The organism is Streptomyces albireticuli (genome assembly GCF_002192455.1).
Classification (GTDB): domain Bacteria; phylum Actinomycetota; class Actinomycetes; order Streptomycetales; family Streptomycetaceae; genus Streptomyces; species Streptomyces albireticuli_B.
In genome coordinates, this window is record NZ_CP021744.1 from 4,351,524 (window position 1) to 4,378,468 (window position 26,945).

General features: G+C 66.9%; 27 protein-coding genes. 26 read left to right on the plus strand and 1 reads right to left on the minus strand.

The features are described 5' to 3' along the window. Window positions 1–80 precede the first annotated feature (80 nt). From nusG to tuf, 11 genes are all read left to right on the plus strand, one after another. Entirely contained in the window at window positions 81–962 is an 882-nt protein-coding gene (gene nusG, locus SMD11_RS18815; RefSeq protein WP_087927552.1) for a transcription termination/antitermination protein NusG, read from the plus strand. A gap of 162 nt (window positions 963–1,124) precedes the next feature. Next, entirely contained in the window at window positions 1,125–1,559 is a 435-nt protein-coding gene (gene rplK, locus SMD11_RS18820) for a 50S ribosomal protein L11 (RefSeq protein WP_087927553.1), read from the plus strand. Between the two features lie 167 nt (window positions 1,560–1,726). Further along, complete coding sequence (gene rplA, locus SMD11_RS18825) at window positions 1,727–2,443, plus strand: 50S ribosomal protein L1 (protein ID WP_087927554.1); 717 nt, start codon at window positions 1,727–1,729, stop codon at window positions 2,441–2,443. 526 nt (window positions 2,444–2,969) lie between these two features. After that, entirely contained in the window at window positions 2,970–3,530 is a 561-nt protein-coding gene (gene rplJ / locus SMD11_RS18830; RefSeq protein WP_087927555.1) for a 50S ribosomal protein L10, read from the plus strand. Window positions 3,531–3,641: 111 nt separating this feature from the next. Then, window positions 3,642–4,028 (plus strand): 50S ribosomal protein L7/L12, encoded by a 387-nt coding sequence (gene rplL, locus SMD11_RS18835; RefSeq protein ID WP_087927556.1) that lies wholly within the window; start codon window positions 3,642–3,644, stop codon window positions 4,026–4,028. A 538-nt stretch (window positions 4,029–4,566) separates the two neighbouring features. Beyond that, a complete protein-coding gene (gene rpoB / locus SMD11_RS18845; protein WP_087927557.1) occupies window positions 4,567–8,049 on the plus strand; it encodes a DNA-directed RNA polymerase subunit beta in 3,483 nt (1,160 codons plus the stop codon). Between the two features lie 94 nt (window positions 8,050–8,143). Continuing rightward, window positions 8,144–12,043, plus strand: coding sequence for a DNA-directed RNA polymerase subunit beta' (locus SMD11_RS18850; RefSeq protein WP_087927558.1), 3,900 nt, complete (start codon window positions 8,144–8,146; stop codon window positions 12,041–12,043). Window positions 12,044–12,699: 656 nt separating this feature from the next. Continuing rightward, window positions 12,700–13,071: a 30S ribosomal protein S12 gene (gene rpsL / locus SMD11_RS18855; protein ID WP_003948652.1), complete on the plus strand. Its 372-nt coding sequence runs from the start codon at window positions 12,700–12,702 to the stop codon at window positions 13,069–13,071. 2 nt (window positions 13,072–13,073) lie between these two features. Beyond that, the gene (gene rpsG, locus SMD11_RS18860; protein WP_030368420.1) at window positions 13,074–13,544 is read left to right on the plus strand and encodes a 30S ribosomal protein S7; all 471 of its coding nucleotides are present in this window, start codon (window positions 13,074–13,076) and stop codon (window positions 13,542–13,544) included. A 39-nt stretch (window positions 13,545–13,583) separates the two neighbouring features. Then, window positions 13,584–15,707 carry an elongation factor G gene (gene fusA, locus SMD11_RS18865; protein ID WP_087927559.1) on the plus strand — a complete coding sequence of 708 codons (2,124 nt, stop codon included), beginning with the start codon at window positions 13,584–13,586 and terminating at the stop codon, window positions 15,705–15,707. Between the two features lie 172 nt (window positions 15,708–15,879). Further along, complete coding sequence (tuf, locus tag SMD11_RS18870) at window positions 15,880–17,073, plus strand: elongation factor Tu (RefSeq protein ID WP_087927560.1); 1,194 nt, start codon at window positions 15,880–15,882, stop codon at window positions 17,071–17,073. A 103-nt stretch (window positions 17,074–17,176) separates the two neighbouring features. On the opposite strand, the gene SMD11_RS18875 is transcribed toward tuf, so the two are convergent. Then, complete coding sequence (locus tag SMD11_RS18875; protein ID WP_087927561.1) at window positions 17,177–19,279, minus strand: PIG-L family deacetylase; 2,103 nt, start codon at window positions 19,277–19,279, stop codon at window positions 17,177–17,179. A gap of 672 nt (window positions 19,280–19,951) precedes the next feature. On the opposite strand from SMD11_RS18875, the gene rpsJ reads away from it, so the two are divergent. The 15 genes from rpsJ to SMD11_RS18950 all read left to right on the plus strand — a co-directional run bounded on the left by rpsJ (window position 19,952) and on the right by SMD11_RS18950 (window position 26,781). Then, window positions 19,952–20,260 carry a 30S ribosomal protein S10 gene (gene rpsJ, locus SMD11_RS18880; protein ID WP_003948644.1) on the plus strand — a complete coding sequence of 103 codons (309 nt, stop codon included), beginning with the start codon at window positions 19,952–19,954 and terminating at the stop codon, window positions 20,258–20,260. Window positions 20,261–20,273: 13 nt separating this feature from the next. After that, a complete protein-coding gene (rplC, locus tag SMD11_RS18885) occupies window positions 20,274–20,918 on the plus strand; it encodes a 50S ribosomal protein L3 (protein ID WP_087930601.1) in 645 nt (214 codons plus the stop codon). Between the two features lie 7 nt (window positions 20,919–20,925). Further along, complete coding sequence (gene rplD / locus SMD11_RS18890; protein ID WP_087927562.1) at window positions 20,926–21,576, plus strand: 50S ribosomal protein L4; 651 nt, start codon at window positions 20,926–20,928, stop codon at window positions 21,574–21,576. Further along, entirely contained in the window at window positions 21,576–21,899 is a 324-nt protein-coding gene (gene rplW / locus SMD11_RS18895) for a 50S ribosomal protein L23 (RefSeq protein ID WP_058046827.1), read from the plus strand. Before rplD ends, rplW begins: the two co-directional genes overlap by 1 nt. A gap of 39 nt (window positions 21,900–21,938) precedes the next feature. Continuing rightward, entirely contained in the window at window positions 21,939–22,775 is an 837-nt protein-coding gene (rplB, locus tag SMD11_RS18900; protein ID WP_087927563.1) for a 50S ribosomal protein L2, read from the plus strand. 12 nt (window positions 22,776–22,787) lie between these two features. After that, window positions 22,788–23,069: a 30S ribosomal protein S19 gene (gene rpsS, locus SMD11_RS18905; protein ID WP_030368412.1), complete on the plus strand. Its 282-nt coding sequence runs from the start codon at window positions 22,788–22,790 to the stop codon at window positions 23,067–23,069. 42 nt (window positions 23,070–23,111) lie between these two features. Continuing rightward, complete coding sequence (gene rplV, locus SMD11_RS18910; RefSeq protein WP_009997296.1) at window positions 23,112–23,459, plus strand: 50S ribosomal protein L22; 348 nt, start codon at window positions 23,112–23,114, stop codon at window positions 23,457–23,459. Next, window positions 23,459–24,289, plus strand: a complete 831-nt coding sequence (gene rpsC / locus SMD11_RS18915; protein ID WP_087927564.1) for a 30S ribosomal protein S3 — start codon at window positions 23,459–23,461, stop codon at window positions 24,287–24,289. The genes rplV and rpsC overlap by 1 nt, the downstream gene beginning before the upstream one ends. Before the next feature lie 5 nt (window positions 24,290–24,294). After that, window positions 24,295–24,714 carry a 50S ribosomal protein L16 gene (gene rplP, locus SMD11_RS18920; protein ID WP_087927565.1) on the plus strand — a complete coding sequence of 140 codons (420 nt, stop codon included), beginning with the start codon at window positions 24,295–24,297 and terminating at the stop codon, window positions 24,712–24,714. Next, window positions 24,714–24,938, plus strand: a complete 225-nt coding sequence (gene rpmC / locus SMD11_RS18925; RefSeq protein ID WP_030368408.1) for a 50S ribosomal protein L29 — start codon at window positions 24,714–24,716, stop codon at window positions 24,936–24,938. The genes rplP and rpmC overlap by 1 nt, the downstream gene beginning before the upstream one ends. Beyond that, window positions 24,938–25,219 carry a 30S ribosomal protein S17 gene (gene rpsQ, locus SMD11_RS18930; RefSeq protein ID WP_087927566.1) on the plus strand — a complete coding sequence of 94 codons (282 nt, stop codon included), beginning with the start codon at window positions 24,938–24,940 and terminating at the stop codon, window positions 25,217–25,219. The genes rpmC and rpsQ overlap by 1 nt, the downstream gene beginning before the upstream one ends. 115 nt (window positions 25,220–25,334) lie before the next feature. After that, the gene (rplN, locus tag SMD11_RS18935; RefSeq protein ID WP_087927567.1) at window positions 25,335–25,703 is read left to right on the plus strand and encodes a 50S ribosomal protein L14; all 369 of its coding nucleotides are present in this window, start codon (window positions 25,335–25,337) and stop codon (window positions 25,701–25,703) included. A 3-nt stretch (window positions 25,704–25,706) separates the two neighbouring features. Further along, entirely contained in the window at window positions 25,707–26,030 is a 324-nt protein-coding gene (rplX, locus tag SMD11_RS18940) for a 50S ribosomal protein L24 (RefSeq protein WP_087927568.1), read from the plus strand. Beyond that, complete coding sequence (gene rplE / locus SMD11_RS18945; RefSeq protein ID WP_087927569.1) at window positions 26,030–26,590, plus strand: 50S ribosomal protein L5; 561 nt, start codon at window positions 26,030–26,032, stop codon at window positions 26,588–26,590. Before rplX ends, rplE begins: the two co-directional genes overlap by 1 nt. Window positions 26,591–26,595: 5 nt before the next feature. Continuing rightward, window positions 26,596–26,781 (plus strand): type Z 30S ribosomal protein S14, encoded by a 186-nt coding sequence (locus tag SMD11_RS18950; protein ID WP_030368403.1) that lies wholly within the window; start codon window positions 26,596–26,598, stop codon window positions 26,779–26,781. Window positions 26,782–26,945: the final 164 nt, after the last annotated feature.

Genomic DNA, 26,945 nt, shown 5'->3' on the forward strand with positions numbered 1-26,945 from the left:
ACCCGCGCGTAGGGCGGCTGCTTCCAGGAGAGCCGCCCCTTCGCACGTTCCACCCCTTGAAGCCAGGAAGAAGCAGCCACGTGTCTGACCCGAACCTGAACGACGCCGTCGACTCCGTCGAGGCGGCAGAGGCCGACGTCGACGCGGCTACGGCCGAGGTCGAGGGCGACGACACCGCACAGGAGATCGTCGAGAACGCCGACGGCATCGACGAGCTCGACGCCGAGGACGCCGCCCTGGGCGAGCCGGCCGAGCAGGCCGCGATCCACGTCGAGGGCGACGCCGAGTCCGAGGCCGCCGCGGCGGTCGAGGCGGGCGAGGAGCCCGCCGAGGAGCAGGCCCCGGTCGACCCGGTCGCCGCGCTCCGCGACGAGCTGCGTGGTCTGCCCGGCGAGTGGTACGTCATCCACACCTACGCGGGTTACGAGAACCGCGTGAAGACCAACCTCGAGCAGCGCGCCGTCTCGCTCAACGTCGAGGACTACATCTTCCAGGCCGAGGTGCCGCAGGAAGAGGTCGTCCAGATCAAGAACGGCGACCGCCGCACCGTCCGCCAGAACAAGCTCCCGGGCTACGTCCTGGTGCGCATGGACCTGACGAACGAGTCCTGGGGCGTCGTCCGCAACACCCCGGGTGTCACCGGCTTCGTCGGCAACGCCTACGACCCGTACCCGCTGACCCTGGACGAGATCGTCAAGATGCTCGCCCCGGAGGCCGAGGAGAAGGCCGCCCGCGAGGCCGCCGAGGCCGAGGGCAAGCCGGCTCCGTCCCGCAAGGTCGAGGTCCAGGTCCTGGACTTCGAGGTGGGCGACTCGGTCACCGTCACGGACGGCCCGTTCGCCACGCTCCAGGCCACGATCAACGAGATCAACGCCGACTCGAAGAAGGTCAAGGGCCTCGTCGAGATCTTCGGCCGCGAGACCCCGGTCGAGCTCAGCTTCGACCAGATCCAGAAGAACTAGTTCCTTCTGGGCAAAGCACTTCCGAACAGGTCAGATCGGCTGCTCACAGCCGGTCTGACCTGCTCGGTTTTTGGCCGCAGCATGTTACCCGTTATCGTGGTGCGGTATGCCTGCGCGCACTGTGCGCGGGCAAAAAACTCTCACTAGGACCCGGAGAGAGCAATGCCTCCCAAGAAGAAGAAGATCACGGGGCTTATCAAGCTCCAGATCAGCGCCGGTGCCGCCAACCCGGCCCCGCCGGTCGGCCCCGCGCTGGGCCAGCACGGCGTCAACATCATGGAGTTCTGCAAGGCCTACAACGCCGCGACCGAGTCGCAGCGTGGCATGGTCGTGCCGGTGGAGATCACGGTCTACGAGGACCGTTCCTTCACCTTCGTCACCAAGACTCCGCCGGCCGCGAAGCTGATCCTCAAGGCCGCGGGTGTGGAGAAGGGCTCCGGCGAGCCGCACACCAAGAAGGTCGCGAAGATCACCCGCGACCAGGTCCGTGACATCGCCACCACGAAGATGCCCGACCTGAACGCCAACGACCTGGACGCCGCCGAGAAGATCATCGCCGGCACCGCCCGTTCCATGGGTGTCACGGTCGAGGGCTGACGAACGAGTTCGCGCAGTGGCCGGCCGAGCGCAGCGAGGCCGTCCGCGTAGCGAGCGAGTGAGGAAGCCCGAGCGACCAGAGCGCGGGCTGATCAGCCACCTCGCAGTAACCGTGGAAGGACCAGCGCTGGTCCGCACCACGACTCCATAACCACTGAGGAGAAGCAGTGAAGCGCAGCAAGACTCTCCGCGCTGCGGACGCCAAGATCGAGGCGGAGCGCCTGTACGCCCCCCTCGAGGCCGTCCGTCTCGCGAAGGAAACCTCCGCCACCAAGTTCGACGCGACCGTCGAGGTTGCCATGCGTCTGGGCGTCGACCCGCGCAAGGCCGACCAGATGGTCCGTGGCACCGTGAACCTTCCGCACGGCACCGGTAAGACCGCCCGGGTCCTGGTCTTCGCGACCGGTGACCGTGCTGCGGCCGCGGAAGCCGCCGGCGCCGACATCGTCGGCTCCGACGAACTGATCGACGAGGTTGCGAAGGGCCGTCTGGACTTCGACGCCGTCGTCGCCACCCCGGACCTCATGGGCAAGGTCGGCCGCCTCGGCCGCGTGCTCGGTCCGCGTGGTCTGATGCCGAACCCGAAGACCGGCACGGTCACCCCGGACGTGGCGAAGGCTGTCACGGACATCAAGGGCGGCAAGATCGAGTTCCGCGTCGACAAGCACTCGAACCTGCACTTCATCATCGGCAAGGTGTCGTTCGATGAGGCCAAGCTGGTCGAGAACTACGCTGCGGCGCTGGAGGAGATCACCCGTCTCAAGCCCTCCGCCGCGAAGGGTCGCTACATCAAGAAGGCGGCCATGACCACGACGATGGGCCCCAGCATCCCGCTGGACTCCAACCGCACCCGCAACCTCCTCGTGGAGGACGAGAACGTCTGATCGACGTCTCGTAGCGTGTGACACACGTTGTGGGCCGGGCCCGCACCCTTCGGGGTGCGGGCCCGGCCTTTTTGCGTGGGGAGGGCGGCGCGGCCCTCCACGGCCCCGCAGAGGGCCGCGCGCGGGCGCTGCCCGCCCATCGCCCCGGCGGCCCGTGCCGGGGGCGGACGGCCCGGTAGCGGCTCTCCGCCGGGCCGTCGGCGGCCGTGATCCGGGCCCCGCGGCCGGGCCGCTGTGGCCTCGGTCTCCTTCCCCCGGGTCGATTTGCCTGCGGGCGAACCGTTCGCGTACCTTGATGCGGAAGCCAAAGACCGCTGGTCGTTGCTGTGCCTTCGCAAGAAGGTGTGGTGGCCGAAGGATCCGCTAGCTGCGGGCGACCTGCGCAGGTGATTTGAGGATGAACTCCCGTGAGGACCCCTGGTCCGAATGGTCGAGTGCACGCCCCGAGCGCCTGCGCCGGGGCGTTTCGTTTTGCCCAGGTCCCTTCGCGTAGCGGTCCGAATCACCCGGAAGGAGGCCGAGGCTCATGGCGAGGCCCGACAAGTCTGCTGCGGTTGCCGAGCTGACGGACAAGTTCCGCAGCTCGAACGCCGCCGTGCTGACCGAGTACCGCGGTCTCACCGTGGCGCAGCTCAAGACGCTGCGTCGTTCGCTCGGTGAGAACGCCCAGTACGCCGTGGTGAAGAACACGCTGACCAAGATCGCGGCTGGCAACGCCGGGATCACGCTGGAGGACGAGCTTTTCGCTGGTCCGACGGCTGTTGCCTTCGTCACCGGTGACCCGGTGGAGTCGGCGAAGGGTCTTCGTGACTTCGCCAAGGACAACCCCAACCTGATCATCAAGGGCGGTGTCCTTGATGGCAAGGCGCTGTCCGCCGATGAGATCAAGAAGCTTGCGGACCTCGAGTCCCGCGAGGTTCTGCTCGCCAAGCTGGCGGGTGCCATGAAGGGCAAGCAGTCCCAGGCTGCCTCGCTCTTCCAGGCCCTGCCCTCGAAGCTGGTCCGCACCGTGGACGCGCTTCGCGACAAGGTCGAGCAGGGCGGTGCCGGTACGCCGGCTCCCGTCGAGGCCGAGGCTGCCGAGTAATTCGGGCTCACGCCTGAACCACTCGCGCCCGTCACGGTCGCAGCGGGCCCTACGTACGCCCGCCGAAATGTACATCCGGCACCTGCCGAATTAGTGGAAGGATCGCCCATCATGGCGAAGCTCACCCAGGACGAGCTGCTCGCGCAGTTCGAGGACATGACCCTCATCGACCTCGCCGCGTTCGTGAAGGCGTTCGAGGAGAAGTTCGACGTCACCGCCGCTGCCGCCGCCCCGGTCGTCATGGCCGGCGGTGTCGCCGGTGGCGCCGCCGAGGCCGCTGAGGAGCAGGACGAGTTCGACGTCATCCTCACCGCCGCCGGTGACAAGAAGATCCAGGTCATCAAGGTCGTGCGTGAGCTGACCTCCCTGGGTCTCAAGGAGGCCAAGGACCTCGTCGACGGCACCCCGAAGCCGGTCCTCGAGAAGGTCGCGAAGGACGCCGCGGAGAAGGCCGCCGAGGCCCTCAAGGGCGCCGGCGCCTCCGTCGAGGTCAAGTGACCCGCGGAGTCTCCTGACTCCTTGTTTCACGTACCAAGGGCGATCACCCATGCGGGTGGTCGCCCTTGGGCGTTCCCGCGACGGCTTGTTGCCCTGAGGCCAGGGGCGAGTATGGTGATCATCGGTGTCTGCCGAGCGGGCAGCCGCTCGGCCGCCACGGGAGGCACCCGGAGGCCGAGGGGCCTTGACGAACGGCACGCCGCGCGCAATTCTCAGGGACGCGTCGCCACATCGATTCACCACCGAGGCATGGATCGTCGGCGAAGAGGGAAGCCTTGCTCCAGGCATGAGGAACAACAGGATCCCGGAGGGAGAGATTGGTATCGCACCGGTCTCCGGAAATCCGCTCTGGACATCAGTGGGCCAAGTGGCTACACTGACCCTTTGCGCTGCCTGTTAGCTGCTCCCTGCCCGTCACCAGGGGCATGCCCACTGTCGAGCCATGCTGATGGAAACCCGCTGAGCTGGGATTTCTCTCGTGTGCACGGAGTGGGGCCGGTACGCGCGTAGTGAGTCCGAGCCCTCGGAAGGACCCCTCTTGGCCGCCTCGCGCAACGCCTCGACTGCCAATACGAACAACGGCGCCAGCACCGCCCCGCTGCGCATCTCTTTTGCGAAGATCAAGGAGCCCCTCGAGGTTCCGAACCTCCTTGCGCTGCAGACCGAGAGCTTCGACTGGCTGCTCGGCAACGCCGCCTGGAAGGCTCGCGTCGAGGCTGCGCTGGACAGTGGACAGGACGTCCCCACCAAGTCCGGTCTGGAGGAGATCTTCGAAGAGATCTCCCCGATCGAGGACTTCTCCGGGTCGATGTCGCTGACCTTCCGCGACCACCGCTTCGAGCCGCCGAAGAACTCCATCGACGAGTGCAAGGAGCGCGACTTCACGTACGCGGCTCCGCTCTTCGTCACCGCCGAGTTCACCAACAACGAGACCGGCGAGATCAAGTCCCAGACGGTCTTCATGGGCGACTTCCCGCTCATGACCAACAAGGGCACCTTCTGCATCAACGGCACCGAGCGTGTCGTCGTCTCGCAGCTGGTCCGCTCGCCGGGTGTCTACTTCGACTCCTCCATCGACAAGACGTCCGACAAGGACATCTTCACGGCCAAGATCATCCCGTCCCGGGGTGCCTGGCTGGAGATGGAGGTCGACAAGCGCGACATGGTCGGTGTCCGCATCGACCGCAAGCGCAAGCAGTCCGTGACCGTTCTGCTCAAGGCTCTCGGTTGGACGACCGAGCAGATCCTCGAGGAGTTCGGCGAGTACGAGTCGATGCGCGCCACCCTGGAGAAGGACCACACCCAGGGCCAGGACGACGCGCTCCTCGACATCTACCGCAAGCTGCGTCCGGGCGAGCCGCCGACCCGCGAGGCCGCGCAGACGCTGCTCGAGAACCTCTACTTCAACCCGAAGCGCTACGACCTCGCGAAGGTCGGCCGCTACAAGGTGAACAAGAAGCTCGGCGCGGACGCTCCCCTCGACGCCGGTGTGCTCACCGTCGACGACGTCATCGCGACCATCAAGTACCTGGTCAAGCTGCACGCCGGCGAGCAGGACACGGTCGGCGAGAACGGCACCTCGATCGTCGTCGAGACCGACGACATCGACCACTTCGGCAACCGTCGTCTGCGCAACGTCGGCGAGCTCATCCAGAACCAGGTCCGCACGGGTCTGGCTCGTATGGAGCGCGTCGTCCGCGAGCGGATGACCACCCAGGACGTCGAGGCGATCACGCCGCAGACCCTGATCAACATCCGGCCGGTCGTCGCCTCCATCAAGGAGTTCTTCGGCACCAGCCAGCTGTCCCAGTTCATGGACCAGACGAACCCGCTTTCGGGTCTGACGCACAAGCGTCGTCTGTCCGCGCTGGGCCCGGGTGGTCTGTCGCGTGAGCGGGCCGGCTTCGAGGTCCGAGACGTCCACCCGTCGCACTACGGCCGCATGTGCCCGATCGAGACGCCCGAAGGCCCGAACATCGGTCTGATCGGCTCGCTCGCCTCCTACGGCCGTGTCAACGCGTTCGGTTTCGTCGAGACCCCGTACCGCAAGGTCGTCGAGGGTGTCGTCACGGACGACGTCGACTACCTGACTGCCGACGAGGAAGACCGCTTCGTCATCGCCCAGGCGAACGCCGCCCTCACCGAGGACATGCGCTTCGCCGAGGCCCGCGTGCTGGTCCGCCGCCGTGGCGGCGAGATCGACTACATCGCCGGCGACGACGTCGACTACATGGACGTCTCCCCGCGCCAGATGGTGTCGGTCGCGACCGCGATGATCCCGTTCCTCGAGCACGACGACGCCAACCGCGCGCTCATGGGATCGAACATGATGCGCCAGGCCGTTCCGCTGATCAAGGCGGAGGCCCCGCTGGTCGGCACCGGCATGGAGTACCGCTGCGCGGTCGACGCCGGTGACGTCATCAAGGCCGAGAAGGACGGTGTGGTCCAGGAGGTCTCCGCGGACTACGTCACGGTCGCCAACGACGACGGCACGTACAACACGTACCGGGTCGCCAAGTTCTCCCGCTCGAACCAGGGCACGTCCTTCAACCAGAAGGTCGTCGTGGACGAGGGCGCCCGCGTGATCGCCGGTCAGGTGCTCGCCGACGGCCCGTCCACGGACGAGGGCGAGATGGCGCTGGGCAAGAACCTGCTCGTGGCGTTCATGCCGTGGGAGGGTCACAACTACGAGGACGCGATCATCCTGTCGCAGCGCCTCGTGCAGGACGACGTCCTCTCCTCGATCCACATCGAGGAGCACGAGGTCGACGCCCGTGACACCAAGCTCGGCCCGGAGGAGATCACCCGGGACATCCCGAACGTCTCCGAGGAGGTCCTCGCCGACCTCGACGAGCGCGGCATCATCCGCATCGGTGCCGAGGTCGTCGCCGGCGACATCCTGGTCGGCAAGGTCACGCCCAAGGGTGAGACCGAGCTGACCCCGGAGGAGCGCCTGCTCCGCGCGATCTTCGGTGAGAAGGCCCGTGAGGTCCGTGACACCTCGCTGAAGGTCCCGCACGGTGAGATCGGCAAGGTCATCGGCGTCCGCGTCTTCGACCGCGAAGAGGGCGACGAGCTCCCGCCGGGCGTGAACCAGCTGGTCCGCGTCTACGTGGCCCAGAAGCGCAAGATCACCGACGGTGACAAGCTCGCCGGCCGTCACGGCAACAAGGGTGTCATCTCCAAGATCCTTCCGGTCGAGGACATGCCGTTCCTCGAGGACGGCACCCCGGTCGACATCATCCTCAACCCGCTCGGTGTCCCGTCCCGAATGAACCCGGGACAGGTCCTCGAGATCCACCTCGGCTGGCTCGCCAGCCGCGGCTGGAAGGTCGAGGGCGACGAGGAGTGGATGAAGCGCCTCCAGGCGATCGGCGCCGACGACGTCGCCGCCGGCACCAACGTCGCGACCCCGGTCTTCGACGGCGCCCGCGAGGACGAGATCGCCGGTCTCTTCGAGTCCACGATCCCGAACCGCGACGGCGAGCGCATGGTGCTCCCGTCCGGTAAGGCCCGGATGTTCGACGGCCGCTCCGGCGAGCCGTTCCCGGACCCGATCTCGGTCGGGTACATGTACATCCTCAAGCTGCACCACCTGGTCGACGACAAGCTGCACGCCCGCTCGACCGGTCCGTACTCCATGATCACGCAGCAGCCGCTGGGTGGTAAGGCTCAGTTCGGTGGCCAGCGCTTCGGTGAGATGGAGGTGTGGGCGCTGGAGGCATACGGCGCCGCGTACGCCCTCCAGGAGCTGCTGACCATCAAGTCCGACGACGTCACCGGCCGAGTGAAGGTCTACGAGGCGATCGTCAAGGGCGAGAACATCCCCGAGCCGGGCATTCCCGAGTCCTTCAAGGTGCTCATCAAGGAAATGCAGTCGCTCTGCCTCAACGTGGAGGTGCTGTCCTCGGACGGCATGTCCATCGAGATGCGCGACACGGACGAGGACGTCTTCCGCGCAGCGGAGGAGCTCGGTATCGACCTGTCCCGGCGCGAGCCGAGCAGCGTCGAAGAGGTCTGACGGGTCTGGCGGGGGCTCCCTAGCGGAGCCCCCGCCGTCCCCGGACCCCCAGACCATGATGAAGACACGACCCTGAAAGAGGGATTGACGAACAGTGCTCGACGTCAACTTCTTCGACGAGCTGCGGATCGGCCTGGCGACCGCGGACGACATCCGAACCTGGTCCCACGGCGAGGTCAAGAAGCCGGAGACCATCAACTACCGCACCCTGAAGCCCGAAAAGGACGGACTCTTCTGCGAGAAGATCTTCGGTCCGACCCGGGACTGGGAGTGCTACTGCGGCAAGTACAAGCGTGTCCGCTTCAAGGGCATCATCTGTGAGCGCTGCGGCGTCGAGGTCACTCGCGCCAAGGTGCGTCGTGAGCGGATGGGCCACATCGAGCTTGCCGCTCCCGTCACCCACATCTGGTACTTCAAGGGCGTCCCGTCGCGTCTGGGCTACCTGCTCGACCTCGCCCCGAAGGACCTCGAGAAGGTCATCTACTTCGCCGCCTACATGATCACGTGGGTGGACGAGGAGCGCCGCACGCGTGACCTGCCCTCGCTGGAGGCGCACGTCTCCGTCGAGCGTCAGCAGATCGAGCAGCGCCGTGACGCCGACCTCGAGGCCCGTGCCAAGAAGCTCGAGTCCGACCTGGCCGAGCTCGAGGCCGAGGGCGCCAAGGCCGATGTGCGCCGCAAGGTGCGCGAGGGCGCCGAGCGTGAGATGAAGCAGCTGCGCGACCGCGCGCAGCGCGAGATCGACCGCCTCGACGAGGTGTGGAGCCGCTTCAAGAACCTCAAGGTCCAGGACCTCGAGGGCGACGAGCTGCTCTACCGCGAGCTGCGCGACCGCTTCGGCACCTACTTCATGGGTGCGATGGGCGCCGCGGCGCTCCAGAAGCGCCTGGAGTCCTTCGACCTCGACGAGGAGGCCGAGCGCCTCCGCGAGATCATCCGGACCGGCAAGGGCCAGAAGAAGACCCGTGCGCTCAAGCGCCTCAAGGTCGTCTCCGCCTTCCTCCAGACCCGCAACAGCCCCAGCGGCATGGTGCTGGACTGCATCCCCGTGATCCCGCCGGACCTGCGTCCGATGGTGCAGCTGGACGGTGGCCGCTTCGCGACCTCCGACCTGAACGACCTGTACCGCCGTGTGATCAACCGCAACAACCGTCTGAAGCGTCTGCTCGACCTCGGTGCCCCCGAGATCATCGTGAACAACGAGAAGCGGATGCTCCAGGAGGCGGTCGACGCCCTCTTCGACAACGGCCGTCGTGGTCGCCCGGTCACGGGCCCCGGCAACCGTCCGCTGAAGTCCCTCAGCGACATGCTGAAGGGTAAGCAGGGTCGATTCCGTCAGAACCTGCTCGGTAAGCGTGTGGACTACTCCGCGCGTTCCGTCATCGTCGTCGGTCCGCAGCTGAAGCTGCACCAGTGCGGTCTGCCCAAGGCCATGGCGCTGGAGCTCTTCAAGCCGTTCGTGATGAAGCGCCTGGTCGACCTGAACCACGCGCAGAACATCAAGTCGGCCAAGCGCATGGTCGAGCGCGGCCGCACCGTCGTGTACGACGTCCTCGAAGAGGTCATCGCCGAGCACCCGGTGCTGCTGAACCGTGCGCCCACGCTGCACCGCCTCGGCATCCAGGCCTTCGAGCCGCAGCTGGTCGAGGGCAAGGCCATCCAGATCCACCCGCTCGTCTGCACCGCGTTCAACGCGGACTTCGACGGTGACCAGATGGCCGTCCACCTGCCGCTCTCCGCGGAGGCGCAGGCCGAGGCCCGCATCCTGATGCTGTCCTCGAACAACATCCTCAAGCCGGCCGACGGCCGGCCGGTCACCATGCCGACCCAGGACATGGTGCTGGGTCTGTTCTTCCTCACCACGGACGAGGCGGAGCGCAAGGTCATCGGCGAGGGCCGGTCCTTCGGCTCCACCGCCGAGGCGATCATGGCGTTCGACGCCCGGGAGCTCTCGCTCCAGGCGAAGGTCGACATCCGCTTCCCGATCGGCACCGTCCCGCCGCGTGGCTGGACCCCGCCGGTCGCCGAGGAGGGCGAGCCGGAGTGGCAGCAGGGTGACACCTTCCGCCTGCGGACGACCCTGGGCCGCGCGCTCTTCAACGAGCTGCTGCCCGAGGACTACCCGTTCGTCGACTACTCGGTCGGCAAGAAGCAGCTCTCCGAGATCGTCAACGACCTCGCCGAGCGCTACCCCAAGGTCATCGTGGCGGCGACGCTCGACAACCTGAAGGCGGCCGGCTTCCACTGGGCCACGCGCTCCGGCGTCACCGTCGCCGTCTCCGACATCGTCGTGCCGGAGGCCAAGAAGGAGATCGTCAAGGGCTACGAGGCTCAGGACGAGAAGGTCCAGAAGCAGTACGAGCGCGGTCTGATCACCAAGGACGAGCGCACGCAGGAGCTCATCGCGATCTGGACCAAGGCGACCAACGAGGTCGCCGAGGCGATGAACGCGAACTTCCCCAAGACGAACCCCATCTTCATGATGGTTGACTCGGGTGCCCGAGGAAACATGATGCAGATGCGACAGATCGCCGGTATGCGTGGTCTGGTGTCGAACGCGAAGAACGAGACCATCCCGCGACCCATTAAGGCGTCGTTCCGTGAGGGTCTCACCGTGCTGGAGTACTTCATCTCCACCCACGGTGCCCGTAAGGGTCTCGCGGACACCGCCCTCCGTACCGCCGACTCGGGTTACCTGACCCGTCGTCTGGTGGACGTCTCGCAGGACGTGATCATCCGCGAGGAGGACTGCGGCACCGAGCGCGGCCTCAAGCTGGCGATCGCGACCAAGGGCGCCGACGGTGTCCTGCGCAAGACCGACGACGTCGAGACGAGCGTCTACGCCCGCATGCTGGCCGAGGACGTCGTCGTCGACGGCAAGGTCATCGCGCCGGCCAACGTCGACCTCGGTGACGTGCTCATCGAGCAGCTCGTCGCGCACGGCGTCGAGACGGTCAAGACCCGCTCGGTCCTCACCTGCGAGTCCGCGGTCGGCACCTGTGCCTACTGCTACGGCCGCTCGCTGGCGACCGGCAAGCTGGTGGACATCGGTGAGGCGGTCGGCATCATCGCCGCCCAGTCCATCGGTGAGCCCGGTACCCAGCTGACGATGCGTACCTTCCACACCGGTGGTGTGGCCGGTGACGACATCACCCAGGGTCTGCCCCGTGTCGTCGAGCTCTTCGAGGCCCGTACGCCCAAGGGTGTCGCCCCGATCTCCGAGGCCGCCGGCCGCGTGCGGATCGAGGAGACCGAGAAGACCAAGAAGATCGTCGTCACCCCGGACGACGGCTCCGAGGAGACCGCCTTCGGCATCTCCAAGCGTGCCCGTCTGCTGGTCAGCGAGGGCGAGCACGTCGAGGTGGGCCAGAAGCTCACCGTGGGTGCCACCAACCCGCACGACGTCCTGCGCATTCTGGGTCAGCGTGCCGTCCAGGTCCACCTGGTCGGCGAGGTCCAGAAGGTCTACAACTCGCAGGGTGTGTCGATCCACGACAAGCACATCGAGATCATCATCCGGCAGATGCTCCGCCGCGTGACGATCATCGAGTCCGGCGACGCGGAGCTGCTGCCGGGCGAGCTCGTGGAGCGCACGCGCTTCGAGTCGGAGAACCGTCGTGTGGTCACCGAGGGCGGTCACCCCGCCTCCGGCCGTCCGCAGCTGATGGGTATCACCAAGGCCTCGCTCGCCACCGAGTCGTGGCTGTCGGCGGCGTCCTTCCAGGAGACGACCCGGGTTCTGACCGACGCGGCGATCAACGCCAAGTCGGACTCCCTGATCGGCCTCAAGGAGAACGTCATCATCGGTAAGCTCATCCCGGCCGGTACGGGTCTGTCCCGCTACCGCAACATCCGGGTGGAGCCCACCGAGGAGGCCAAGGCCGCGATGTACTCGGCTGTCGGTTACGACGACATCGACTACTCGCCCTTCGGCACCGGCTCCGGCCAGGCGGTTCCGCTGGAGGACTACGACTACGGTCCGTACAACCAGTAGGACGCGGTACGTCACGCAGGGCGGTCACCTCTTCGGGGGTGGCCGCCCTGCGGCGTTCCCTGCCGGGGGAGGGGGCGGGTGCCGCTGCGCGGGGCCTCTTCCCCACCCCGCCCCTTCCCGAACCGGGGGCGAGCCCCCGGGCCCCCGGTTCCGCGCTCCGCGCGGTGGCCTCAAGCGCCGGCCGGGCTGAAGTCAGCCCGTCCGGCGCTTGAGGACATTCGGGAAGGGGCGGGGTGGGGAAAGGCCGCGCAGCGGCGCCTGCGCGCGCCCCCCGCCCCCGCCGTGACCCATCGCACAACCCGGGAGCGATCTCCCGAAACCGGCTGGTAGCCACCCGTTCGGCGGAACGGGGTACCCCTAATTGCGACATACGTCGCACATCGGGTCGTCCACCGCGTGTGCATTTGTTTTGACCGCAGCCCATGCGGTAGGTACGCTCTGACCTTGTGCCTGGGGTGTCCCTGGGCTCTCGTGCGTGCCTTCAAACCGCGCGGGAGGCCCGGTACCGACCGGTTCCGACCGGCTCGTAGACACCGAAATCTGCGCCTACCCGCCTCCGGCGGGGGTCTGCAGTCTTCGACACACCCGACCGCGTGGGTCGGTGTTTGCTCCCAGGTTAGTTTTATCGTGATCGGCACACAGAAACCGGAGAAACGGTGCCTACGATCCAGCAGCTGGTCCGAAAGGGCCGGCAGGACAAGGTCGAGAAGAACAAGACGCCCGCGCTCGAGGGTTCGCCCCAGCGTCGTGGCGTCTGCACGCGTGTTTTCACGACCACCCCGAAGAAGCCGAACTCGGCGCTCCGTAAGGTCGCGCGTGTGCGTCTGACCTCCGGCATCGAGGTCACCGCTTACATTCCGGGTGAGGGTCACAACCTGCAGGAGCACTCGATCGTGCTCGTGCGCGGTGGCCGTGTGAAGGACCTGCCGGGTGTTCGCTACAAGATCATCCGCGGCTCCCTCGACACGCAGGGCGTCAAGAACCGTAAGCAGGCTCGCAGCCGCTACGGCGCCAAGAAGGAGAAGTAAGAATGCCTCGTAAGGGCCCCGCCCCGAAGCGCCCGGTCATCATCGACCCGGTTTACGGCTCCCCCCTGGTGACGTCGCTCATCAACAAGATCCTCCTGCACGGCAAGCGCTCCACCGCCGAGCGCATCGTGTACGGCGCCATGGAGGGTCTGCGCGAGAAGACCGGTAACGACCCGGTCATCACCCTCAAGCGCGCCCTCGAGAACGTGAAGCCGGCTCTCGAGGTCAAGTCCCGCCGCGTCGGTGGCGCCACCTACCAGGTGCCGGTCGAGGTCCGTCCGGGCCGCGCCTCCACCCTGGCGCTCCGCTGGGTCGTGGGTTACTCCCGCGCCCGTCGCGAGAAGACCATGACCGAGCGCCTCATGAACGAGCTCCTGGACGCCTCCAACGGTCTGGGCGCTGCGGTCAAGAAGCGCGAGGACACCCACAAGATGGCCGAGTCCAACAAGGCCTTCGCGCACTACCGCTGGTAGTCGCTACCCCCATCGAGATCCGAGAGAAGACTGAGCCATATGGCCACCACTTCGCTTGACCTGGCCAAGGTCCGCAACATCGGGATCATGGCCCACATCGACGCGGGCAAGACGACCACCACCGAGCGGATCCTGTTCTACACCGGTGTTTCGTACAAGATCGGTGAGGTCCACGATGGCGCTGCCACCATGGACTGGATGGAGCAGGAGCAGGAGCGCGGCATCACGATCACGTCTGCCGCGACGACCTGCCACTGGCCGCTGAACGACGTCGACCACACGATCAACATCATCGACACGCCGGGCCACGTCGACTTCACCGTCGAGGTGGAGCGTTCGCTGCGCGTCCTCGACGGTGCCGTGACGGTGTTCGACGGCGTCGCCGGTGTTGAGCCACAGTCCGAGACCGTTTGGCGTCAGGCGGACCGCTACGGCGTTCCGCGTATCTGCTTCGTCAACAAGCTCGACCGCACCGGTGCCGAGTTCCACCGCTGCGTCGACATGATCGTCGACCGCCTCGGTGCGGTGCCGCTGGTCATGCAGCTGCCGATCGGTACCGAGGCCGACTTCAAGGGCGTGGTCGACCTCGTCCAGATGAAGGCTCTGGTCTGGTCCGCCGAGGCCGCCAAGGGCGAGATGTACGACGTCGTCGACATCCCGGACACGCACACCGAGGCGGCCGAGGAATGGCGCGGCAAGCTCCTCGAGGGCGTCGCCGAGCACGACGACGCCATGATGGAGCTCTTCCTCGAGGGCCAGGAGCCCACCGAGGAGCAGCTGATGGCGGCCATCCGCCGCATCACGCTGGCCTCCCGCGGCAGCGCCGACTCCGTCACGGTCACCCCGGTGTTCTGTGGCACCGCGTTCAAGAACAAGGGCGTTCAGCCCCTGCTCGACGCGGTCGTGCGCTACCTGCCGTCGCCGCTCGACGTCGAGGCTGTTGAGGGTCACGCCGTCAACAACCCCGACGAGGTCGTGAAGCGCAAGCCTTCCGACGACGAGCCGTTCGCCGGCCTTGCCTTCAAGATCATGAGCGACCCGCACCTCGGCAAGCTCACCTTCGTCCGGGTTTACTCGGGCCGCATGGAGACCGGCACCCAGGTGCAGAACTCCGTGAAGGGCAAGAAGGAGCGCATCGGCAAGATCTACCGCATGCACGCGAACAAGCGTGAGGAGATCGAGTCGGTGGGTGCCGGTGACATCGTCGCCGTCATGGGTCTGAAGCAGACCACCACCGGTGAGACCCTCTGTGACGCGGGCAAGCCGGTCATCCTCGAGTCCATGGACTTCCCGGCCCCGGTGATCCAGGTCGCCATCGAGCCGAAGTCCAAGGGCGACCAGGAGAAGCTGGGTGTCGCCATCCAGCGTCTCGCCGAGGAGGACCCGTCCTTCCAGGTCCACACGGACGAGGAGACGGGCCAGACCATCATCGCGGGTATGGGCGAGCTGCACCTCGACGTGCTGGTCGACCGTATGCGCCGTGAGTTCCGGGTCGAGGCCAACGTCGGCAAGCCCCAGGTCGCGTACCGCGAGACGATCCGCAAGGCCGTCGAGCGTATCGACTACACGCACAAGAAGCAGACTGGTGGTTCCGGCCAGTTCGCCAAGGTGCAGATGGCCATCGAGCCCCTCGAGGGCGATGGCTACGAGTTCGAGAACAAGGTCACCGGTGGCCGTATCCCGCGGGAGTACATCCCGTCCGTGGACGCGGGCTGCCAGGAGGCCATGGAGTTCGGCGTGCTGGCCGGCTACCCGCTGACCGGCGTGAAGGTGACGCTGCTCGACGGCGCCTACCACGACGTCGACTCGTCCGAACTCGCCTTCAAGATCGCCGGTTCCATGGCGTTCAAGGAGGGTGCTCGCAAGGCGTCCCCGGCTCTTCTCGAGCCGATGATGTCCGTCGAGGTCACCACCCCCGAGGACTACATGGGCGATGTGATCGGTGACATCAACTCCCGCCGTGGCCAGATCCAGGCCATGGAGGACCGTCACGGCGCCAAGCTCGTCAAGGGCCTGGTCCCGCTGTCGGAGATGTTCGGCTACGTCGGCGACCTCCGCAGCAAGACCTCGGGTCGCGCAAGCTACTCGATGCAGTTCGACTCCTACGCCGAGGTTCCCCGGAACGTCGCCGAGGAGATCATCGCGAAGGCCAAGGGCGAGTAATCCAGCTCCCGTCTCCACAGACGAAGCTCACGCTTTAGGCTTGACACCGACTGTCGGGGCATACCGCCGCAAACCGTAAGGTTTGTGTCGGGTGCCCCGGCGGACGGCACCCCAGAAGATCACCTGGCGCCGATGAAGTAAGGCGTACAGAACCACTCCGTAGGAGGACCCAGTGGCGAAGGCGAAGTTCGAGCGGACTAAGCCGCACGTCAACATCGGCACCATCGGTCACGTCGACCACGGTAAGACCACTCTTACCGCGGCGATCACCAAGGTGCTGCACGACGCGTACCCGGACCTGAACCCCTTCACGCCGTTCGACGAGATCGACAAGGCGCCGGAAGAGCGTCAGCGCGGTATCACGATCTCGATCGCTCACGTTGAGTACCAGACCGAGTCGCGTCACTACGCCCACGTCGACTGCCCGGGTCACGCGGACTACATCAAGAACATGATCACCGGTGCCGCCCAGATGGACGGCGCGATCCTCGTGGTCGCCGCGACCGACGGTCCGATGCCGCAGACCAAGGAGCACGTGCTCCTGGCCCGCCAGTCCGGCGTTCCGTACATCGTCGTCGCCCTGAACAAGGCCGACATGGTGGACGACGAGGAGATCCTGGAGCTCGTCGAGCTCGAGGTCCGTGAGCTCCTCTCCGAGTACGAGTTCGACGGCGACAACGCTCCCGTCGTCCAGGTCTCGGCGCTGAAGGCGCTCGAGGGCGACAAGGAGTGGGGCGAGAAGCTCCTCGGCCTCATGAAGGCCGTGGACGAGAACATCCCGCAGCCCGAGCGTGACGTCGACAAGCCGTTCCTGATGCCGATCGAGGACGTCTTCACGATCACCGGTCGTGGCACCGTCGTCACCGGTCGTATCGAGCGTGGTGTCCTCAAGGTCAACGAGACCGTCGACATCATCGGCATCAAGACCGAGAAGACCACCACCACGGTCACCGGCATCGAGATGTTCCGCAAGCTGCTCGACGAGGGCCAGGCCGGTGAGAACGTCGGTCTGCTCCTCCGTGGCATCAAGCGCGAGGACGTCGAGCGCGGCCAGTGCATCATCAAGCCGGGTTCGGTCACCCCGCACACCGAGTTCGAGGCCACGGCCTACATCCTGTCGAAGGACGAGGGTGGCCGTCACACCCCGTTCTTCAACAACTACCGTCCGCAGTTCTACTTCCGTACGACTGACGTGACCGGTGTCGTGACCCTCAAGGAGGGCACGGAGATGGTCATGCCCGGCGACAACGCCGAGATGACCGTCAACCTGATCCAGCCCGTCGCGATGGAGGAGGGCCTGCGCTTCACCATCCGTGAGGGCGGCCGCACCGTCGGCGCCGGCCAGGTCACCAAGATCAACAAGTAAGTCCTCTTACTTGAAGGTCTGAAAGGGCCCGCACATCCTCGGATGTGCGGGCCCTTTCGCGTTCCCGTCGCACGGCCGGCCGTCCCGCGGGCCGGCGGCGGGCTCAGCTGTGCGGGACCTCCGGACGCCACAGCCACGGGCTCGCGTCCGGGCTCATGCCCGCGACACAGAGCCGGTGCCCGGCGTCCATGGCCATCGCGGCGGTGCCCACGGGCACCAGCTTCGCGTCCGCGCGGACGGTCTCGGAGTCGCCGGAGGCGTCCGTGAGCTGTATCTCGCCGTTCACCGCCCGCCCCAGCACCATCACAGCGTCCCCGGCCCCGCGCACGGCCAGCGGGTGCGCGGCCAGCGGTCCGTAGCCGGCGAAGTCGTGCAGCTCGGTGCTGGCGACCGACTCCGAGCCCGGCGTGAGGCGGTGCACGGTGGGCTGCTCGGCCGCCGGGCCGCGGTAGACGACCGCCAGCTCGCCGTCGCCCCCGAGGGCGGCCCCGGGCAGCCCGCCGGGCTGGGGGAGGCCCTTGAGGGGCTGGTGCCGGACCGGCTGCCCGGGGGCGTCCTGGGCCCAGTGGTGGACCGTGTCGCGGCCCGTGCCGAAGACGTGCACGCGCTGCTCGGCGTCCAGCACCGCCGTGAGGCCGTCCTGGATCTCCTGGCCGTGCAGGCTCTGCCACTTCCCCCAGCTGCCGTCGGCCTCACGGACCCGGCTGGAGACGCCCTTCCCGGCGTTGCGCACGAAGAGGTGCACCCGGCCGTCGGGGCCCGCCACGGCGGCGGGCATGCCCACCCGGCGGCCGCGGTCGGGCCGGTGCTCGGGGTTGCCGAGGCCCTGCCAGGCCTTGAAGGGGCCGTCGGGGGAGCGCTGCTCCAGCACCACGATCTCGCGGGTGTCGGGGCGGCCCCGGCCCTCCAGGGCGGAGAACCGCAGGGCGAACAGCAGCCGGCGCCCCTCGGAGTCCCGGACGGAGGCGAGGGCGGGGGCCAGCGGGCCGCCGCCGAGGTTCTGCGGCTCGCCCCAGCGGCCGCTGCCGGGGGAGGTCTCCGCCCAGCGGACGGCCTGGGTGCCGAGCACGCCGTAGGCCTCCAGGCGGCCGGCCTTGTCGGTGCCGGGGGCCGCGGCCGGGCCCTCGTAGCGGTAGTGGGTGGAGCGGATCCAGCCCTTGCGGTTCTTCATCGGGCGGTCGCCGCCCTGGCCGTAGTCGCCGCAGCCCGCGGGGTTGTCGCAGTCCCAGGACGGGTCGCCGCCGTAGGCCTCGACCAGGCGGTGCTTCTGCTCCACGACCTCGGGCGGCAGATTGTGCGGCCAGCGCTGGTTGTAATAGCCACGGAAGGCCGTGGTGACGAAGCGCGGCGGGTGGCCGTCGCGCTCGGTGCTGTCGGCCACCCACTGGGAGAGCGCCTTCCAGGTGAAGAGCGCGGTCGGGGTGTGGTCGCGGTGGTCGGAGCAGGCCCCGTAGTCGTTGTCCTTGGGGTGGGTGGCGTCGTGGACCTGGTAGTCGGGGTCCGGATCCATCGTGTGGACCACGGTCGGCTTGAACCGGTCCATGAGCGTGGCCAGCGTGTCCACCAGGGTGTCGTGCCGGTACGTGCTGCTGGTGGTGCACGGCGAGCCGGTGGCGACCAGGGACTGCATGGCGCCCGCGGGGCGCTCCCAGAGCAGCGGCAGGCGCATGTCGCCGGCCGAGAGCATGGCGATGTTGAGGAACACCAGCTGGGCCTTGCGGGCGCCGTTGACCAGCTCGTTCGTCTCCGCCTTCACCCCGCCGCCCAGGTCCAGGACGGACTTCTTCCAGGGCGCGAACCGGTCCAGGCCCAGCATCTCGGCGTAGGCCTGGCGCAGGCCCTGGTGGCGCGCGGAGGAGTAGGCGGCCTTGTCGGGCTTGCCCTTGGGCATGCCCTCGATCCAGTTCTGGCCCACGGCCTCACCGGCCGTGACGTAGACGGACACGACGGGCACCCCGGCGTGCACGATGTGCTCCGCGTCGGGGTTCATGAAGTACAGGTCGTCGTCCGGGTGGGCCATCACCTGGAGCAGCAGGGAGGCCTTGGCGTTGTTGAACGACTGCGTCGCACGGGGGTCCACGGCCCTTATGGGGACGCTGGGGGAGGCCTTGGGCTTGCCGGAGCCGCCCCCGCCCGAGCAGCCCGCGGCCAGGGCCGCCGAGCCGGCGACGAGGCCCGCGAGCGCGGCCCGGCGGGATATCACCATGCGCTGTGAGATGTTCAACTACATGACTCCGTCCCGTTGTGCACACGCAGTCCCCGGCTGTCCCGGCGTGATAGGGGACGACGGGGGCCTCGCGTCGGTTGCCCAAGACCACGGCAAACCACGGCAAGGGTGGGTAAGGACCGCCGGGGGATGAGCGACCCGGGCGAACCTAGGAGGATAGAGCGACGGACGAGGCGCAGGACAACTGGAGCTGGCTGGTGTAAACGGTGCGGGCTGCTGTGCAGCCTGGATCACTGCGACCATAGTGTCCTGTATGTCGGCGGGGTGGTTTGACAACTGAGCCGGTCGGGGTACCTTCTTCGGCCACGATTGGCGCCTCTTCGGGCACGTATGGCACACTGTTCAGGTTGCTCGGTTGAGTGCCGATGCTGCGCGCCTCCCGCCGGGAGGACTGGAAGCGAGTCCCGCAGTACTCGTCACCCTTTTTCAAGGGTGGAAGTACGGGAATCTTCCGGGAAGTGTCAGCGGGGCCCCTTCCAGGCACTCGGTGGGTGTCCTTCCCCCACAGCCCTCGTCAGGGACTTTCCTTCGGGAAATTTGCTGGAGCGGGTGCGACACGCCCGACCGCGTGGGTCGGAGAAGGACGGCGCTTCACTGAGGCGCAACACACCGAGTCCCAGAGCGTACGAGAGACAGGACTACGAAGTAGCCATGGCGGGACAGAAGATCCGCATCCGGCTCAAGGCCTACGACCACGAGGTCATCGACTCCTCGGCGAAGAAGATCGTCGAGACGGTGACCCGCACTGGTGCGTCGGTCGCAGGCCCGGTGCCGCTGCCCACTGAGAAGAACGTGTACTGCGTCATCAAGTCGCCGCACAAGTACAAGGACTCGCGCGAGCACTTCGAGATGCGCACGCACAAGCGCCTCATCGACATCCTCGACCCCACGCCGAAGACGGTTGACTCGCTCATGCGCCTCGACCTGCCGGCGGGCGTCGACATCGAGATCAAGCTCTGAGGTGACGACCAAGATGACCAAGAACATCAAGGGCGTCCTGGGCGAGAAGCTCGGCATGACCCAGGTCTGGGACGAGAACAACCGGGTCGTCCCGGTGACCGTCGTCAAGGCCGGGCCGTGCGTCGTGACGCAGGTGCGCACGAACGACGTCGACGGTTACGAGTCGGTCCAGATCGCCTTCGGCGAGATCGACCCGCGCAAGGTGAACAAGCCCCTCAAGGGTCACTTCGCCAAGGCCGACGTCACCCCCCGCCGTCACCTGGTGGAGCTCCGCACCCCTGACGCCAGCGAGTACACGCTGGGCCAGGAGATCACCGCGGCCGTGTTCGAGTCCGGCGTCAAGGTTGACGTCACGGGCAAGAGCAAGGGCAAGGGCTTCGCCGGTGTCATGAAGCGTCACAACTTCAAGGGCCTCGGCGCCGGTCACGGCACCCAGCGCAAGCACCGCTCGCCCGGTTCCATCGGTGGCTGCGCCACCCCGGGCCGCGTGTTCAAGGGCCTCCGCATGGCGGGCCGCATGGGCAACGAGCGGGTCACCACCCAGAACCTGACCGTCCACGCCGTTGACGCGGAGAAGGGCCTGCTCCTGATCAAGGGCGCGGTTCCTGGTCCGAACGGCGGCCTCGTCCTGGTCCGTACCGCGGCCAAGGGGGCCTGAGGTAACGATGAGCACCATTGACATCCTTTCGCCGGCAGGCGACAAGGCCGGGACCGTCGAGCTCCCCACGGAGATCTTCGACGCGAAGGTCAGCGTTCCGCTGATCCACCAGGTCGTCGTCGCGCAGCTGGCCGCTGCCCGTCAGGGCACGCACAAGACCAAGACCCGTGGCGAGGTCCGCGGCGGTGGCAAGAAGCCTTACCGCCAGAAGGGCACCGGTCGCGCCCGTCAGGGCTCGACCCGCGCGCCGCAGTTCGCCGGTGGTGGCGTCGTGCACGGTCCCGTGCCGCGTGACTACTCGCAGCGCACCCCGAAGAAGATGAAGGCCGCCGCCCTGCGCGGTGCCCTCTCGGACCGCGCTCGTCACTCCCGCATCCACGTCGTCTCCGACGTGGTCGAGGGTGCGGCGTCCACCAAGGCCGCCAAGAGCCTGTTCGGCAAGATCAGCGAGCGCAAGAACCTGCTCCTGGTCGTCGAGCGCTCCAACGAGGCCGCGTGGCTGTCCGCCCGCAACCTGCCCCAGGTTCACATCCTGGAGCCGGGCCAGCTGAACACGTACGACGTGCTCGTCTCCGACGACGTGGTCTTCACCCAGGCCGCCTTCGAGTCCTTCGTGTCTGGCCCCAAGGCCGTTGAGACCGAAGGGAGCGAGGCCTGATGACTGAGGCCGTCGTCACCAGCAAGACGTTCTCGGACCCGCGCGACCTCCTGGTCAAGCCGGTTGTCTCCGAGAAGAGCTACGCGCTGCTGGACGAGAACAAGTACACGTTCATCGTCGACCCGCGCGCCAACAAGACCCAGATCAAGCAGGCCGTCGAGGCGGTCTTCTCGGTCAAGGTCACCGGGGTCAACACGATCAACCGTCAGGGTAAGCGCAAGCGCACCAAGACCGGTTTCGGCAAGCGCGCCAACACCAAGCGCGCCATCGTGACCCTCGCCGAGGGCGACCGTATCGACATCTTCGGCGGCCCGGTCTCCTAACGGAGTCCGAGTCGTCCGGAATCGGACGAGGACTGAGAAATGGGTATCCGCAAGTACAAGCCGACGACCCCGGGCCGTCGTGGCTCCAGCGTCGCCGACTTTGTCGAGATCACGCGGTCCACGCCGGAGAAGTCGCTGGTCCGCCCGCTGCACAGCAAGGGCGGCCGTAACAACGCCGGTCGTGTGACCGTTCGCCACCAGGGTGGTGGCCACAAGCGCGCCTACCGCGTGATCGACTTCCGTCGTCACGACAAGGACGGCGTGCCGGCCAAGGTCGCTCACATCGAGTACGACCCGAACCGCACCGCGCGCATCGCGCTTCTGCACTACGCAGACGGCGAGAAGCGCTACATCATCGCCCCGGCCAAGCTGAGCCAGGGCGACCGGATTGAGAACGGCCCCACGGCCGACATCAAGCCGGGCAACAACCTCCCGCTCCGCAACATCCCGGTCGGTACCACGATCCACGCGATCGAGCTCCGTCCCGGTGGTGGCGCCAAGTTCGCCCGCTCCGCCGGTTCGTCCGTGCAGCTGCTGGCGAAGGAGGGCCAGTACGCCCACCTGCGTATGCCGTCCGGTGAGGTCCGCCTGGTCGACGTCCGCTGCCGCGCCACGGTCGGCGAGGTCGGCAACGCCGAGCAGTCGAACATCAACTGGGGCAAGGCCGGCCGCATGCGCTGGAAGGGCGTTCGCCCGACCGTCCGCGGTGTCGCGATGAACCCGGTCGACCACCCGCACGGTGGTGGTGAGGGTAAGACCTCCGGTGGTCGCCACCCGGTCTCCCCGTGGGGTCAGAAGGAGGGTCGTACTCGTTCTCCCAAGAAGGCGAGCAACAAGTACATCGTCCGCCGCCGCAAGACGAACAAGAAGCGCTAGGAGCGGGTTTAGATGCCGCGTAGTCTCAAGAAGGGGCCCTTCGTCGACGACCACCTCATCAAGAAGGTGGACGCCCAGAACGAAGCCGGCACCAAGAACGTCATCAAGACCTGGTCCCGTCGCTCCATGATCGTGCCGGCCATGCTCGGCCACACGCTCGCGGTGCACAACGGCAAGACGCACGTCCCGGTGTTCGTCACCGAGTCGATGGTCGGCCACAAGCTCGGCGAGTTCTCGCCGACCCGCACCTTCCGCGGCCACGTCAAGGACGACCGCAAGTCGAAGCGCCGCTAAGGCGGGGTGTGAACGACTATGACTGACACCGAAGGGACAACCATGGAAGCCAGGGCCCAGGCGCGGTACATCCGCGTCACGCCCATGAAGGCCCGCCGCGTGGTGGACCTCATCCGTGGCATGGATGCCACGGAGGCTCAGGCGGTCCTGCGTTTCGCCCCGCAGGCCGCGAGCGTGCCGGTTGGCAAGGTGCTTGACAGCGCCATCGCCAACGCTGCACACAACTACGACCACACGGACGCCTCCACGCTGGTAATCAGCGAGGCGTACGTGGACGAGGGCCCGACCCTGAAGCGGTTCCGTCCGCGTGCCCAGGGCCGTGCCTACCGGATCCGTAAGCGGACCAGCCACATCACCGTGGTCGTCAGCAGCAAGGAAGGAACCCGGTAATGGGCCAGAAGGTTAACCCGCACGGGTTCCGGCTCGGCATCACCACCGACTTCAAGTCGCGCTGGTACGCCGACAAGCTGTACAAGGACTACGTCAAGGAAGACGTCGCCATTCGTCGCATGATGACGAAGGGCATGGAGCGCGCCGGTATCTCGAAGGTTGAGATCGAGCGCACCCGCGACCGCGTCCGCGTTGACATCCACACCGCTCGTCCGGGCATCGTCATCGGCCGCCGCGGCGCCGAGGCCGACCGCATCCGCGGCGAGCTGGAGAAGCTGACCGGCAAGCAGGTCCAGCTGAACATCCTCGAGGTCAAGAACCCCGAGGTCGACGCTCAGCTGGTGGCCCAGGCCGTCGCCGAGCAGCTGTCCTCCCGCGTCTCCTTCCGTCGCGCCATGCGTAAGAGCATGCAGTCGACGATGAAGGCCGGCGCCAAGGGCATCAAGATCCAGTGCGGTGGCCGTCTCGGCGGCGCCGAGATGTCCCGCTCGGAGTTCTACCGCGAGGGCCGTGTGCCCCTGCACACGCTCCGCGCGAACGTCGACTACGGCTTCTTCGAGGCCAAGACCACCTTCGGTCGCATCGGCGTCAAGGTGTGGATCTACAAGGGCGACGTCAAGAACATCGCCGAGGTCCGCGCCGAGAACGCCGCCGCCCGTGCGGGCAACCGCCCGTCGCGTGGTGGCGCCAGCGACCGCCCGGCCCGTGGTGGCCGTGGTGGCGAGCGTGGCGGCCGCGGCCGCAAGCCGCAGCAGAACGCCGCTGCCGAGGCCCCCAAGGCCGAGGCCGCTGCCGCTGCTCCGGCTGAGTCCACCGGAACGGAGGCCTGACCGACATGCTGATCCCTCGCAGGGTCAAGCACCGCAAGCAGCACCACCCCAAGCGCTCTGGCATGGCCAAGGGTGGCACCGAGCTCGCTTTCGGTGAGTACGGCATCCAGGCCCTGACCCCGGCCTACGTGACGAACCGGCAGATCGAGTCCGCTCGTATCGCCATGACCCGTCACATCAAGCGTGGCGGCAAGGTCTGGATCAACATCTACCCGGACCGTCCGCTCACGAAGAAGCCGGCCGAGACCCGCATGGGTTCCGGTAAGGGTTCCCCCGAGTGGTGGATCGCGAACGTCAAGCCCGGTCGGGTGATGTTCGAGCTGTCCTTCCCGAACGAAAAGGTCGCTCGTGAGGCGCTTACCCGCGCCGCGCACAAGCTTCCGATGAAGTGCCGCATTGTTCGGCGCGAGGCAGGTGAGTCGTGATGGCCGCTGGTATCAAGGCGACCGAGCTGCGTGAGCTGAACGACGAGGACCTCGTCGCGAAGCTCCGTGAGGCCAAGGAAGAGCTGTTCAACCTCCGCTTCCAGGCGGCGACCGGACAGCTCGAGAACCACGGTCGGCTCAAGTCCGTCCGTAAGGACATCGCCCGGATCTACACCCTGATGCGTGAGCGCGAGCTCGGCATCGAGACGGTGGAGAGCGCCTGATGAGCGAGAAGAATGTGACTGAGACGAACGAGCGCGGCTTCCGCAAGACCCGTGAGGGTCTCGTCGTCAGCGACAAGATGGACAAGACCGTCGTCGTCGCCGTCGAGGACCGTGTCAAGCACGCGCTGTACGGCAAGGTCATCCGCCGTACGAACAAGCTCAAGGCGCACGACGAGCAGAACGCTGCCGGCGTCGGCGACCGCGTCCTCATCATGGAGACGCGTCCGCTGTCGTCCAGCAAGCGCTGGCGCATCGTCGAGATCCTCGAGAAGGCCAAGTAATTTCTGAGGGGTTTTCCCTCGGATAAGTTCCGCCAGGCTCGGCGTGGGGTCCTCGAACGGGTGTTCACCTGTTTGAGGCCCCCGCCGGGAACCGGCAGACGATCAGGAGATAGACGTGATCCAGCAGGAGTCGCGACTTCGGGTCGCCGACAACACTGGTGCCAAGGAGATCCTTTGCATCCGTGTTCTCGGTGGTTCGGGTCGCCGCTACGCGGGCATCGGTGACGTCATCGTCGCCACCGTCAAGGATGCGATCCCCGGTGGCAACGTGAAGAAGGGTGACGTCGTCAAGGCGGTCATCGTTCGCACCGTCAAGGAGCGCCGCCGTCCCGACGGCTCGTACATCCGCTTCGACGAGAACGCGGCCGTCATCCTCAAGAACGACGGTGACCCCCGCGGCACCCGTATCTTCGGCCCCGTGGGCCGAGAGCTGCGCGAGAAGAAGTTCATGAAGATCGTCTCGCTCGCGCCGGAGGTGCTGTAACCGATGAAGATCAAGAAGGGCGACCTGGTTCAGGTCATCACCGGTAAGGACAAGGGCAAGCAGGGCAAGGTCATCGTGGCCTACCCGGCTCAGGACCGTGTCCTCGTCGAGGGTGTCAACCGGGTCAAGAAGCACACCAAGGCCGGTCAGACGGCCCGTGGTGCCAAGACCGGCGGCATCGTCACGACCGAGGCCCCCATCCACGTCAGCAACGTTCAGCTGGTTGTGGAGAAGGACGGCAACAAGGTTGTCACTCGTGTCGGTTACCGCTTCGACGACGAGGGCAACAAGATCCGCGTTGCCAAGCGCACCGGTGAGGACATCTGATGACTGCCACCACCAACGCGCCGCGTCTCAAGCTGCGCTACCGCGAAGAGATCATCGGCAAGCTGCGTGAGGAGTTCTCCTACGAGAACATCATGCAGGTGCCCGGTCTGACCAAGATCGTGGTCAACATGGGTGTGGGCGACGCCGCCCGCGACTCCAAGCTGATCGAGGGCGCCATCCGCGACCTCACCACGATCACGGGCCAGAAGCCGGCGGTCACCAAGGCTCGCAAGTCCATCGCGCAGTTCAAGCTGCGTGAGGGTCAGCCGATCGGTGCCCACGTCACCCTCCGTGGTGACCGCATGTGGGAGTTCCTGGACCGCACCCTGTCGCTCGCGCTGCCGCGCATCCGCGACTTCCGTGGTCTGTCCCCCAAGCAGTTCGACGGCCGGGGCAACTACACCTTCGGTCTCACGGAGCAGGTCATGTTCCACGAGATCGACCAGGACAAGATCGACCGCGTCCGGGGTATGGACATCACCGTGGTCACCACGGCGACCAACGACGACGAGGGCCGCGCCCTCCTTCGTCACCTCGGCTTCCCCTTCAAGGAGGCGTGACCGAGATGGCGAAGAAGTCTCTGATTGCCAAGGCCGCCCGCAAGCCCAAGTTCGGTGTGCGCGCGTACACCCGCTGCCAGCGCTGCGGCCGTCCGCACTCCGTGTACCGCAAGTTCGGCCTGTGCCGCGTGTGCCTTCGTGAGATGGCTCACCGTGGCGAGCTGCCGGGCGTGACCAAGAGCTCCTGGTAACAACCCACTTGGGTTGACCAGGGCTCTCGGTAAGCATCCTGGACGGTGGTCGCCCGACCTCGATCTCCACGCGTGGCGTTCGCGCTCGCGTAGAGTGGAAGGGTTGGGCGCCCGCCGCCCATGACCGTCTTACTACGCCGTAGGTCCCCGCACCGCACCCGCTC